This window comes from Streptomyces sp. KR55, assembly GCF_052245645.1.
GTDB lineage: Bacteria > Actinomycetota > Actinomycetes > Streptomycetales > Streptomycetaceae > Streptomyces > Streptomyces flavusporus.
In genome coordinates, this window is the sequence record NZ_JBQQCE010000304.1 from 1 (window position 1) to 11,929 (window position 11,929).

An 11,929-nucleotide genomic window follows, 5' to 3' on the forward strand; every position below is an offset into this window, starting at 1 on the left:
GGACGAGTGGATCACCTGGGGCGAGGGCGAGTTCTGCCACGAGTGGCTGATGTTCACCCTGCGGTCGCGGGGCATCGAGCCGATCGTCGGCCACCGCGCGGCCGAGACGCACACCCAGCTCGGGCTGGTCGCCGCCGGTCTCGGCGTGTGCATCGCCCCGCTGCTGGGCCGCCATCCCATGCCGGCCGGGGTCGTCACGGTGCCGCTGAGGCAGCGGGTGCGCCGGCATGTCTACGTCGTCTGGCGGGCGGACGCCGACCGCCGCCCGTCGATCCGGGCGGCAGTGCAGGCACTGCGGGCCGCGGGGGAGAGCGTCGGCGCGAGCTGAGCGGGCGCCCTACGACGACCCCAGTTTGCGGAAGTCCCAGGAGACGATCTTCCCCGGCGTCAGCCGCACCCACGCGTGCCGCCCGTCGTGCGGCATCTCCTCCAGGCCGAAGTTCTTGCGGGCGAACAGCGTCTCCGGGACGTCGAGTTCGGCGTGCAGCTCGCCGGTGCGCGGGATCTCGCCCACGAACTCGACGGTCCCGGACAGCTCGACGCCGCGCAGTTCGTCGTACTCCTCGCCCGTGTCGACCACGACGGCCACCCGCGGATCACGCCGCAGATCGGCCCACCGCCTGCTGCGCACCACGGAGTACAGCCACATGGAGGTGCCGTCCCAAGCGAACCACAGCGTGCTCACATGGGGGGCGCCGTCGGCCGACACCGTGGCGACCCGGCACGTGCGCTGGCTGGTCAGGAACTCGTCCAGCTCACCGGGCGTCATCATGATCTTGCGGCCCCGGCGCTGAGTGACTGTCATGCGATTCCCCTCGACAGAACAACACCTGACGGTATGTCAGAAAAGAATGGAGCTTCTTCCGTCCTCGTGCAATGGTGGCTGACCTCACCGGCTCCCACCCCGAGGGGGAACCATGTCGTCGTACGAGAACCTCGGCGAACTTCTCGACCCCGCCGTCACCGTGCTCCTCACCGTCGAGTGCCAGCAGGGCGTCGTCGGCCCGGACAGCGCGCTGCCGGAACTCGCCCGTCAGGCCCGCTCCTCGGGCGCCCTCGCCAACATCGCGCGGCTGGTGGCCGCCGCCCACGAGAGCGGCATCCAGGTCATCCACGCCCTCGCCGAACGCCGCCCCGACGGACGGGGCGCCAGTCACAACGCCCGGCTGTTCCGCGCCGCCGAACGGCTCCCCGTCCAGCAGCTGTCCGGCACCACGGCGGTGCGCGTCGCACCCCCGATCGAGGTCGCCGAGGAGGACGTCGTCGTACGCCGGCTGCACGGACTGTCGCCCATCCAGGGCACCGACGTCGACGCGCTGCTGCGCAACCTCGGCTGCCGCACCCTGATCGTCACCGGCGTCTCCGCCAACGTCGCGATCCCCAACGCCGTCTTCGACGCCGTGAACCGCGGTTACACGGCCGTCGTGCCGACCGACGCCATCGCGGGGGTGCCCGCCGACTACACCCCCGCGATGATCCGGCACACCCTCGCCCTGGTCGCCACCCTCGCGACCACCGACGAGGTGCTGGGCTGCTGCCAAGGACCCCGCCGGCGCTGACCGTCACGCCATCCTGATCTCGTCCCCCTCCACGGTGATCTCCTCGGCGGGCAGAGGCTGGGTCGCCGGACCTTTCTGCACGCTGCCGTCGGTCGCGGAGAACCGACTGTCGTGACAGGGGCAGATGATGACCCCGTCCTTGAAGTCCTTCACCGCACAGCCCTGATGGGTGCACTTGGAGGAGAACGCCTTGAATTCGCCCGCCGCCGGCTGGGTGACCACCACGCCGCCGAAGACCTTCCCGCCGCCCTCGGGGATGTCGGAGGTCTTGCCGAGGACGGTGCCGGAACCGGATTCGGACGAGTCGTCGCCCGACCCGCACGCGGTCAGCGCGACGGCGAGCCCCGCCGCCCCGGCCGCCGCGATCACGGTACGGCGGGCCGGTCCCGACACGGAGTGATGCGATTCGCTGGCCATGCTGGGGTTCCCTTCTGCGGTCGTCATGTGATGTCCAGCAGTACGGGCCGCGACCGGCCCCGGTTCAGCCGCCACGCGGTTCGTCACCCGATAGAGGCCCAGAGCCGACGGCCTGCGCCCCAACCGTCCCGAACGCCCCCAGTAACCTGGGGCGATGCTCAAGGAAGTCATCGCGACCCGCTACATCACGCCCCTGCGTGAGGGCGGCTCGCTGCCGGGGCTCGTCGAGGCCGACGATCTCGGGATGTACGTCATGAAGTTCACCGGTGCCGGCCAGGGCCGCAAGACACTCGTGGCGGAGGTCGTCTGCGGCGAACTCGCCCGCCGGCTGGGCTTCAGGGTGCCGCGCCTGGTGACGGTCGAGCTCGACCCGCTGCTGGGGCTGGGCGAACCCGACCAGGAGGTGCAGGAGCTGCTGAAGTCCAGCGGCGGCACCAACCTCGGCATGGACTTCCTGTCCGGCGCGCTCGGCTTCGACCCGCTCGCCTTCGCGGTGAGCCCCGAGGAAGCGGGGCGGATCGTCTGGTTCGACGCGCTGGTGAACAACGTCGACCGCTCCTGGCGCAACCCCAACCTGCTGATGTGGCACGGCGAGCCGTGGCTCATCGACCACGGCGCGACCATGATCTGGCACCACAACTGGCCCGGCGCCGAAGCTTCCGCGCTGCGGCCCTACGACGCCTCCGACCACGCCCTGCGCTCCTTCGCCCCGGACACCACCGCGGCCGCCGCCGCTCTCGCGCCCCTCGTCACCGAGGAACTGCTGGCCGAGGTCACCGCCGAGATTCCCGACGCGTGGCTGACCGGCGAGCCCGGCTTCGACACGCCGGACGACCTGCGCCGGGCCTACGCGCGACCACTGCTCGCGCGCGCCGCCGTCATCCATGAACGCGTTCAGGGGGTCAAGTGAGCGAGCGCCACATCACCAGGGCCGGCCAGGGCGGCGGCCGGGACGTCTTCGAGTACGCCCTCCTGCGGGTCGTGCCGCGCGTCGAGCGCGGCGAGTGCATCAACGCGGGGGTGCTCGTGTACTGCCGTGCCAAGGCGTACGTCGGCGCCCGCACGCACCTCGACGAGGCGCGGCTGCTGGCCCTCGACCCGGAGGCCGACGTGGCCGGCGTACGCGCCGCGCTGCGTGCCGTCGAGAGCGTGTGCGGCGGCGGGGAGGGGGCCGGGCAGGCGGCCGGTGACGACGCGGGACGCCGTTTCCGCTGGCTGATCGCGCCCCGCTCGACGGTCGTGCAGCCCGGGCCGGTGCACACCGGGCTGACCGCCGATCCGGCGGCCGAGACGGAGCGTTTGCTCGACCTGCTGGTGAGGTGATGGATCACATGCACCCGATGGGCCGTTGACACCGGGTGCCAGGGCTTCTAGCGTCACGTCTGCTGAAGGTACTAAGCGGTCGCTCACCGAAGAGCGTGCCGCTGAGCCGCATCCAAGGGCGAGGAGTAGCAGCAATGTCCACCACTGAGCAGCGGGTCGCAGTCGTCACCGGTGCCGCGCGCGGCATCGGCGCCGCCACCGCCGTACGCCTGGCGGCCGAGGGCCGCGCGGTCGCCGTGCTCGACCTCGACGAGGCCGCCTGCAAGGACACCGTGGAGAAGATCACCGCCGCGGGCGGCCGGGCCATCGCGGTCGGCTGCGACGTCTCCGACGAGGCACAGGTCGAGGCCGCCGTCGCGCGCATCGCCGAGGAGCTCGGCGCGCCGTCGATCCTCGTCAACAACGCGGGTGTGCTCCGCGACAACCTGCTGTTCAAGATGAGCGTCGCCGAGTGGGACACCGTCATGAACGTGCACCTGCGCGGCGCCTTCCTGATGTCCCGGGCCTGCCAGAAGCACATGGTCGACGCCGGCTTCGGCCGGATCGTCAATCTCTCCTCGTCCTCCGCCCTCGGCAACCGCGGCCAGGTCAACTACTCCGCCGCCAAGGCCGGTCTGCAGGGCTTCACCAAGACCCTCGCCAAGGAGCTCGGCAAGTTCGGCATCACCGCCAACGCCGTCGCCCCCGGCTTCATCGCCACCGACATGACCGCCGCCACCGCCGAACGCGTCGGCATGGGCTTCGAGGACTTCAAGGCCGCGGCCGCCTCCATGATCCCGGTACAGCGTGTCGGCGAGCCGGAGGACATCGCCAACGCCATCGCCTTCTTCACGGGCGACGCGGCCGGCTTCGTTTCCGGCCAGGTGCTGTACGTGGCCGGCGGACCGCTCGACTAAAGGGGATCACTTCCATGGAACTCCCGGAGCTTTCGGGCAAGGTCGCGCTCGTCACGGGCGCCAGCCGCGGCATCGGCTACGGCGTCGCCGAGGCGCTCGTGGCACGCGGTGACCGCGTGTGCATCACCGGCCGCAACGAGGACGCCCTCAAGGAGGCCGTCGAGCAGCTCGGCGCCGACCGGGTCATCGGCGTGGCCGGCAAGGCCCACGACGTCGACCACCAGGCCGTCGCCGTCGAGCGCACGATGGACGCCTTCGGGCGGGTCGACTACCTGGTCAACAACGCCGGTACGAACCCGGTGTTCGGGCCGATCGCCGACCTCGACCTCGATGTCGCGCGCAAGGTGTTCGAGACCAACGTCGTCTCGGCGCTCGGGTTCGCCCAGCGCACCTGGCACGCCTGGCAGAAGGACAACGGCGGCGCGATCGTCAACATCGCGTCCGTGGCCGGCGTCTCCGCCTCGCCCTTCATCGGCGCGTACGGCATCAGCAAGGCCGCGATGATCAACCTGACCCTGCAGCTGGCGCACGAGTTCGCGCCCAAGGTGCGGGTCAACGCGATCGCCCCGGCCGTCGTGAAGACCAAGTTCGCGCAGGCCCTGTACGAGGGCCGCGAGGCGGAGGCCGCCGCGGCCTACCCGCTGGGCCGGCTCGGCGTGCCCTCCGACATCGGCGGCGCCGCCGCGTTCCTCACCTCGGCGCAGGCCGACTGGATCACCGGCCAGACGCTCGTCGTGGACGGCGGCATCTTCCTCAACGCCGGCGTGGGCTGACCGGGCCGAGGACACACAGGGGCGTCGGCTCCGTCGGCGGGATGTGGATCCGTTGACGGAAACGGCGCCCCTGTCCACGTACAGGCACTCCACAGGGCGATGACAACGTCGTCATCACGATGCTGATCAAGTACCTCGCGCAACTGCGGTTCAGCCGGCCCGAGCACTGCGATAGGGTCTGCCGACCCTTGGTATGGCAGATCGAGGAGTGTGCGCGTGTTCAACCGGAACCGAGGCCTGCGGCAGTTGGCCGCGATCGCATCCATATCCCTGGTGGCCGGATGCAGCCTGTTCTCGGACGGCGAGACCGGTGACGACGGGCCGATCGTCGTGGGGACCACCAGCGCCCCCAGCACACTGGATCCGGCCGCTTCCTGGGACGGCTCCTGGGAGCTGTTCCGCAACGTCTACCAGACGCTGCTGAGCTACCCCAACGGCGCCACCACGCCCCAGCCCGACGCCGCCGAGAGCTGTGCGTTCACCGACGGCACCAACCGCGCGTACCGCTGTGAGCTGCGGGAGGGCCTGACGTTCTCCGACGGCGGCGCGATCGACGCGCGGGCCGTCAAGCACTCGATCGACCGGATCACCGCCATCAACGCGCCGGGCGGGCCCGCCGGGCTGCTGGGCAGCCTGGACCGGGTGCAGGCGCTGGGCGACCGCGAGGTGGTCTTCCACCTGAAGACCGCCGACGCCACCTTCCCGTTCGTGCTCGCCACCCCGGCCATGTCCATCGTCGACCCCGACGACTACCCGGCCGACTCCCTGCGCGAGGACGCCGGGGTCACCGGGTCCGGGCCGTACACGCTCGAGGCGTACGACGAGGGCAGTCAGGCCGAACTCGTCCGGAACGACAGCTACAAGGGCTTCGCCGAGCGCAGAAACGATGCGGTGACCATCCGCTACTTCCAGGACTCCGGCACCATGGTCAAGGCCCTGCGGGAGCAGCGCATCGACGTGACCTACCGCGGCCTCGCCGCCGACGACATCGTCGCCCTGGAGGGCGAGGACTCCGACACGCTGCAACTGGTCGAGGGCGCCGGCACCGACATCAGCTACCTGGTGTTCAACCCGAAGGACGAGTGGGCCGGCAACGCTGCGGTACGCAAGGCCATCGCCCAGATCGTCGACCGGCCGACCATCGCCCACAGGATCTACAAGGACACCGTCGACCCCCTGTACTCGATGGTCCCCAAGGGCCTGACCGGCCACACCACGGGCTTCTTCGACAACTACGGCGACCCCGACCCGGACAAGGCCCGCACGATCCTCACCGAGGCCGGTATCACCGAGCCCGTCCCGCTCACCCTCTGGTACACCACCGATCGCTACGGCTCCGAGACCGCCGTTCTGTTCAAGGAGCTGAAGCGCCAGCTGGAGGCCTCGGGCCTGTTCGAGATCACCCTCAAGAGCCGGCCCTGGAAGACGTACGTCGAGGGCTACCAGAAGGGCGAGTACCCGGTGTTCGGCCGCGGCTGGTTCCCCGACTTCCCCGACGCCGACAACTACATCGCGCCCTTCGTCGGCGAGGAGAACGCCCTCGGTACGCCGTACCCCGCGCCCGAGATCACCAAGGTGCTGCTGCCCCGCTCCCGCCAGGAGAGCGACCGCGCCCAGGTGGAGCGGGAATTCGAGGAGGCCCAGGAGATCCTCGTCGACGACGCGCGCCTGCTGCCGTTGTGGCAGGGTAAGCAGTATGTCGCCGCGAGCGAGGAGATCTCCGGCGGGGAGCGCGCGTTGGACCCGTCGACGATCATGATGGTGTGGGAGTTGTACCGCAAGACCAGCTGGTGAGGCCGTCCGCTGCGTCGATTGTCAGTGGTCGCCGGTAGGTTCTGTGCTCTGGAAGCGACCGCACACCGTAAGGAAGTTGACGTGACCGACATCGCCATGCTGCCCGAGTCCTGGCGCGGGGTCCTGGGCGACGAACTGCACAAGCCCTACTTCAAGGAGCTGACGGAGTTCGTCGAGGAGGAGCGGGCGAAGGGGCCCGTCTACCCTCCGCGCGAGGAGGTCTTCGCCGCGCTCGACGCCACGCCGTACGAGCAGGTGAAGGTCCTGATCCTCGGCCAGGATCCGTACCACGGCGAGGGCCAGGGCCACGGCCTGTGCTTCTCGGTGCGTCCCGGGGTGAAGACCCCGCCCTCGCTGCGCAACATCTACAAGGAGATGCACGAAGAGCTCGGCCTGCCGGTCCCGGACAACGGCTATCTGATGCCCTGGGCCCGGCAGGGTGTGCTGCTGCTCAACGCGGTGCTCACGGTCCGCGCCGGCGAGGCCAACTCGCACAAGGGCAAGGGCTGGGAGAAGTTCACCGACGCGGTGATCCGCGCGGTGGCAGAGCGGCCCGACCCGGCGGTCTTCGTGCTCTGGGGGAACTACGCGCAGAAGAAGCTCCCGCTGATCGACGAGAGCCGGCACGTGGTGGTGAAGGGTGCACACCCCTCGCCGCTGTCGGCCAAGAAGTTCTTCGGCTCCCGCCCGTTCACGCAGATCAACGAGGCGATCGCCGCGCAGGGGCACGAGCCGGTCGACTGGCGTATTCCGAACCTGGGCGACCTGGGCTGACCTCGGAGGCCCGGGCGGGGCCGGTCCTGTGGGTCGGCCCCGCCTCGCCGTGATTGTCGGTGGCTGCCGCTAGCGTCGGGACGGATCGGACGTCGGTGAGTGCTGGGAGAGTGCGGTGGCGGAGCGACAGGAGCAGGCGGCGCCGGATGCCGTGATGACGCGGATCGGGCAGGTCGTCATGCTGCATCACGCGGGCGACCGCGAGGAGGCCCGGCACCGCTTCCTGCAACTGTGGGCGGAGATCGGCGAGGACGGTGACCCGCTGCACCGGTGCACGCTGGCGCACTACATGGCCGACACCCAGGACGACCCATCGGACGAACTGGCCTGGGACCTGCGGGCGTTGACGGCCGCCGAAGAGCTCACGGACGACCGGCTCGCCGCACACGAGGGCGCCCTCGCCGTCCGTGCCCTCTACCCCTCCCTGCACCTCAATCTCGCCGCCGACTACGTCAAGCTCGGCCGCTCCGAGGCCGCCCGCACCCATCTCCACCGGGCCCGCGGCGCGGCCGACGCCCTCGGCGACGACAGCTACGGGGAGGGAGTGCGCGCGGCGATCGGGCGGTTGGCGCTACGACTGGGCGAGGACGGGGCGGCCGGCGGGGCGACGTGGGGGCCACCCAGGCAGCGGCCTTAGCGCCCGGGCCGCCCAGGCCGTGGCCTTGGCGCCTCTGCCGGGGCGGCAGCGGCCCTGTCGGCGCCCTGCCCAGCGGCGCGACTGCGCAGCTGCGGGGTGCCTGTCAACGGCCGTACGTCCGCTCGCAGATCACCGCCTCGGCGCTGTCCGGCCGCCAGCCGCCGTAGTTCCTGCCGAGGGCGCACACATCCGTGGTGTCCCGGAGGGTGTCCGACACGTCCGGGAGCCGGATGACCGGATGCGGCGACTGCCAGGGCTCCGAACGCTCCGGTCGGGACTGTCGGCTGGGTTGCGGGCGGGGCGTCGGCGGCTGGTGGACCGGCGGCGTCGTCGAGGCGGCCGTACGGCTCGGCGTCGCGGATGCCGCGGGCTGCGGCCGGCGGGACGGGCCGATGAGCTCCAGCGCCTCACGGGCCGACGCCTGCACGATCTGTGGCTCGGTCCGGCCGTCCGGGCCGGCCGGCGACAGCTGGGACGGCGCCGTCGGCGGCCCGGCCACAGGCGGGCCCTGGACCGTCGTACAGCCGGCCAGGGCCGAGACAGCCACGGTGACCAGGAGCGTTGCGGTGGTCGTCGTTCGATGCACCCGCGCAACTCTGCTGCTTCCGGGCCCTTCGGGCCCAGCGGACGAGCGCAGGTTGCTCCGGACGGGTGATCCCCGCCCTCGTACGAAGGGCGCGGGCCCGGCGAGGGTGACGTCAGTCGCCGGTGGCACCGTCGATGCGTTCGCGGATCAGATCGGCGTGGCCGTTGTGGCGCGCGTACTCCTCGATCATGTGCGTGTAGATCCAGCGCAGGCTGAAGGGTTCGCCGGTGAACCTGCTGCGGCCCTTGGACAGGTCGTCCAGGGCGAAGCCGGCCGCGTTGCGCCGGGCGATCTCGATCTCGGCCTGCCAGATGGCGTACGCCTCCTCCCAGGTGTCCGCCTCGGTGAGGTGGAACTCGCCGTCGCGGTCCTCCTCGGTGTAGTAGATCGGCCCCGGGTCGTCGCCCACCAGCACCTTGCGGAACCAGCCTCGCTCGCACTCCGCCAGGTGCCGCACGAGCCCCAGCAGGGACAGCTCGGACGGCTCCACGGACGCGGTCCTGAGCTGGGCATCGCTCAGCCCCTCGCACTTCAGGGCGAGGATCTGCCGGTGGTACTCCAGCCATCCCTCCAGCATGGTGCGTTCGTCGGCGTTCTGGGCAGGCTCACGGCGCTCGGTCGTCATATGCGCATCCTGTCCCAACTCCGCCGGTTCCTCGAGGAGTTTCACGAGCGGCCCCGTACGCAATACCGCTGTGGCCGCCCTGTCGAAGGCGGGACCGGCGCTCTTCCTGCGCAGCTTCGGCGGCATCGCCGCCCGGCGGCAGACGCAGCAGCCGTATGCTTCCGTCGGAACAGGCGCAGGCGGGCGGTAGAGGAGAACCAGTGAAGGTCGGCTGCATCGGACTCGGCGACATCGCGCAGAAGGCATATCTGCCGGTACTCGCCGTCCAGCCCGGAGTCGACCTGCACCTGCAGACCCGCACCCCGGCGACCCTCGCCCGAGTCGCCGACAGCCTCCACCTGCCGCCGGCCCAACGGCACACCACCCTCGACGGCCTCCTCGACCAGGGCCTCGACGCCGCCTTCGTGCACGCGCCGACCGACGTGCACCCCGAGATCGTCACCGAGCTGCTCCAGGCGGGCGTACCGACGTACGTCGACAAGCCGCTGGCGTACGAACTCGCCGACTCCCAACGGCTCGTGGCGCTCGCCGAGGAACGGAGTGTGAGCCTCGCCGTCGGCTTCAACCGGCGGCACGCGCCGGCGTACGCGCAGTGCGCCGAGCATCCGCGCGAGCTCATCCTGATGCAGAAGAACCGGATCGGGCTCCCGGAGGAGCCGCGCACGATGATCCTCGACGACTTCATCCACGTCGTCGACACACTGCGCTTCCTGGTGCCGGGCCAGATCGACGACGTGACGGTGCGGGCCCGGACCGAGCACGGGCTGGTCCACCATGTGGTGCTGCAACTGGCCGGCGACGGCTTCACCGCGCTGGGTGTCATGAACCGGCTCAGCGGCTCCGCCGAGGAGATCCTGGAGGTCTCCGGGCAGGACACCAAGCGGCAGGTGCTCAACCTCGCCGAGGTGATCGACCACAAGGGGCAGCCGACGGTGCGACGGCGCGGGGACTGGGTGCCGGTGGCCCGGCAGCGCGGTATCGAGCAGGCGGTGCTGGCCTTCCTGGACGCGGTGCGCGCGGGCCGGCTGCTCAGCGCCCGGGACGCGCTGGCGACTCACGAGCTGTGCGAGCGGGTGGTACACGCGGTCCTGGAGCGTGCGGGCGCGGCCGCCGGGCCCGTAGCGCCGCCTCGGTGACGCCGAGGGCGGCGAGCACCAGCACGGCCCCGTACACCGGCCAGTCGCCGAAGCGGCCGTACGGCGTGACACCGTCGGCCAGCGGCACCTCGTAGACCTGCGTGGCGCTCGCGTCCGTGCCGAGCCAGGGGCCGATCCGCTGCCCTTCCGGTCCGTGGACGGCGGAGACGCCGGTCAGCGTCGCGTGCACCATCGGGCGGCCGGACTCCGCGGCGCGCAGGGCGGCGAGCGAGGCGTGCTGCGCGGGCGCCCAGCTCTGCTGGAACGTGGACGTCGCCGACTGGGCGACGAGTATGTCCGCGCCGTCCTCGGCGAGGTGGCGGCTCATGTCGGGGAACGCCGACTCGAAGCAGACCATCGGGCCGATCCGCAGCCCGTCGCCCACGTCCATCACCACCTGCGCGGTGCCCCGCCTGCGGTCCTCGCGCGCCGCCTCGCCGACGGACGTCGCCCAGCCGAGCAGCGAGCGGGCCGGGACGTACTCGCCGAAGGGGACCAGCCGCATCTTGTCGTAGCGTTCGCCGGTCAGGCCGTCGGGGCCGATCAGGATCGAGCTCTTGTAGATGCCGGGCCGGTCCGAGCGCCGCGCGTCGACGTTGACCAGGATCGGCGCGGCGGTCTCGCGTGACAGTGCCGTGATGCGTTGCGCCAGGTCGGGGCGGGTGCCGAGGTCGAAGCCGACACTGCTCTCGCCCCAGACGATCAGGTCGACGTCCTGCCCGGCGAGCTGTCGGGTCAGCCGCTCCTCGCGGTCGAACCGGCGGTCGGGGCCGCCCACGACCCCCGGCTGCACAACCGCCACCCGGACATGGCCGTCGGTCTCGGGGCGCGGCGACCACATCCACGCCGCCGAGCCGACCGCCGCCGTGGCGAGCAGACCGGCCACCGCGGGCACCCGCGACCTGCGCACCGCGACGAGGACGGCGACGGCGACGTTGACGACCACCAGCAGGAAGCTGAGCAGCCACACCCCGCCCACCGACGCCAGCCGCAGCGCCGGTTCCAGCTGCCACTGACTGGCGCCCAGCATGCCCCACGGCCCACCCAGTCCCTGCCAGGAACGGACCAGCTCCGCCACCAGCCAGCCCGAGGGCAGGACGAGCAGGGCGGCCGTGATCCGGCCCGGCGACGGCACTCCGGAGAGCAATCGCCGCACCAGCCACCCCCAGGGCGCCCAGAGCACACCGAGCAGCGCCGCGATGACGAACGTGAACACATGCAGGTTCGGCAGCAGCCAGTGGTGCACGGCCAGCATGAAGCCGAAGCCGCCGCACCAGCCGTCGTACAGCGCCCGCCGCCCGGTCGGCGCGGAACGGGCGAGCAGGATCCACGGGACCAGGGCGACGAAGGCGAACCACCACAGGGACGGGGCGGGAAAGGCGAGCATGGGCAGGGCGCCCGCCGCCACG

The 11,929-nt window shown here is 71.3% G+C and carries 15 protein-coding genes; 10 read left to right on the forward strand and 5 right to left on the reverse strand.

From position 1 onward, the window contains the following. A partial coding sequence (locus tag ACTWQJ_RS34245; protein WP_443310364.1) for a LysR substrate-binding domain-containing protein occupies positions 1-328 on the forward strand: 328 nt, incomplete at its 5' end. Positions 329-337: 9 nt separating this feature from the next. Here ACTWQJ_RS34245 and ACTWQJ_RS34250 read toward each other — a convergent pair. Further along, positions 338-805 (reverse strand): pyridoxamine 5'-phosphate oxidase family protein, encoded by a 468-nt coding sequence (locus ACTWQJ_RS34250; protein WP_443310365.1) that lies wholly within the window; start codon positions 803-805, stop codon positions 338-340. A gap of 112 nt (positions 806-917) precedes the next feature. Between ACTWQJ_RS34250 and ACTWQJ_RS34255 the strand changes: the two genes are divergently transcribed. Next, complete coding sequence (locus tag ACTWQJ_RS34255) at positions 918-1,559, forward strand: cysteine hydrolase (protein ID WP_443310366.1); 642 nt, start codon at positions 918-920, stop codon at positions 1,557-1,559. Between the two features lie 3 nt (positions 1,560-1,562). Here ACTWQJ_RS34255 and ACTWQJ_RS34260 read toward each other — a convergent pair whose 3' ends face one another. Then, complete coding sequence (locus ACTWQJ_RS34260) at positions 1,563-1,976, reverse strand: Rieske (2Fe-2S) protein (protein ID WP_443310367.1); 414 nt, start codon at positions 1,974-1,976, stop codon at positions 1,563-1,565. Between the two features lie 154 nt (positions 1,977-2,130). Here ACTWQJ_RS34260 and ACTWQJ_RS34265 point away from each other — a divergent pair, with 154 nt between their 5' ends. The 7 genes from ACTWQJ_RS34265 to ACTWQJ_RS34295 all read left to right on the forward strand — a co-directional run bounded on the left by ACTWQJ_RS34265 (position 2,131) and on the right by ACTWQJ_RS34295 (position 8,173). Next, positions 2,131-2,886: a HipA family kinase gene (locus ACTWQJ_RS34265; protein ID WP_443310368.1), complete on the forward strand. Its 756-nt coding sequence runs from the start codon at positions 2,131-2,133 to the stop codon at positions 2,884-2,886. Then, on the forward strand, positions 2,883-3,299 hold the full coding sequence (locus ACTWQJ_RS34270; RefSeq protein WP_443310369.1) for a DUF3037 domain-containing protein: 417 nt from the start codon (positions 2,883-2,885) through the stop codon (positions 3,297-3,299). Before ACTWQJ_RS34265 ends, ACTWQJ_RS34270 begins: the two co-directional genes overlap by 4 nt. Positions 3,300-3,433: 134 nt before the next feature. Beyond that, positions 3,434-4,195, forward strand: coding sequence for a 3-oxoacyl-ACP reductase FabG (fabG, locus tag ACTWQJ_RS34275; protein ID WP_385515343.1), 762 nt, complete (start codon positions 3,434-3,436; stop codon positions 4,193-4,195). 14 nt (positions 4,196-4,209) lie between these two features. Next, on the forward strand, positions 4,210-4,968 hold the full coding sequence (locus ACTWQJ_RS34280; protein ID WP_385781693.1) for an SDR family oxidoreductase: 759 nt from the start codon (positions 4,210-4,212) through the stop codon (positions 4,966-4,968). 210 nt (positions 4,969-5,178) lie between these two features. Beyond that, a complete protein-coding gene (locus ACTWQJ_RS34285; protein ID WP_443310370.1) occupies positions 5,179-6,762 on the forward strand; it encodes an ABC transporter substrate-binding protein in 1,584 nt (527 codons plus the stop codon). 81 nt (positions 6,763-6,843) lie between these two features. Next, on the forward strand, positions 6,844-7,536 hold the full coding sequence (locus ACTWQJ_RS34290) for a uracil-DNA glycosylase (protein WP_443310371.1): 693 nt from the start codon (positions 6,844-6,846) through the stop codon (positions 7,534-7,536). 115 nt (positions 7,537-7,651) lie between these two features. After that, complete coding sequence (locus tag ACTWQJ_RS34295) at positions 7,652-8,173, forward strand: hypothetical protein (protein WP_443310372.1); 522 nt, start codon at positions 7,652-7,654, stop codon at positions 8,171-8,173. A gap of 103 nt (positions 8,174-8,276) precedes the next feature. Here ACTWQJ_RS34295 and ACTWQJ_RS34300 read toward each other — a convergent pair whose 3' ends face one another. Both ACTWQJ_RS34300 and ACTWQJ_RS34305 read right to left on the reverse strand, forming a co-directional pair. Next, entirely contained in the window at positions 8,277-8,759 is a 483-nt protein-coding gene (locus tag ACTWQJ_RS34300) for a hypothetical protein (RefSeq protein WP_443310373.1), read from the reverse strand. 112 nt (positions 8,760-8,871) lie between these two features. Continuing rightward, complete coding sequence (locus ACTWQJ_RS34305; RefSeq protein ID WP_443310374.1) at positions 8,872-9,384, reverse strand: DinB family protein; 513 nt, start codon at positions 9,382-9,384, stop codon at positions 8,872-8,874. 200 nt (positions 9,385-9,584) lie between these two features. On the opposite strand from ACTWQJ_RS34305, the gene ACTWQJ_RS34310 reads away from it, so the two are divergent. Continuing rightward, complete coding sequence (locus tag ACTWQJ_RS34310; protein WP_443310375.1) at positions 9,585-10,520, forward strand: Gfo/Idh/MocA family protein; 936 nt, start codon at positions 9,585-9,587, stop codon at positions 10,518-10,520. Here the strand turns inward: ACTWQJ_RS34310 and lnt are convergent. Continuing rightward, positions 10,414-11,928, reverse strand: a complete 1,515-nt coding sequence (lnt, locus tag ACTWQJ_RS34315; protein WP_443310376.1) for an apolipoprotein N-acyltransferase — start codon at positions 11,926-11,928, stop codon at positions 10,414-10,416. The two genes, ACTWQJ_RS34310 and lnt, sit on opposite strands and share 107 nt — an antisense overlap. Position 11,929 lies beyond the last annotated feature (1 nt).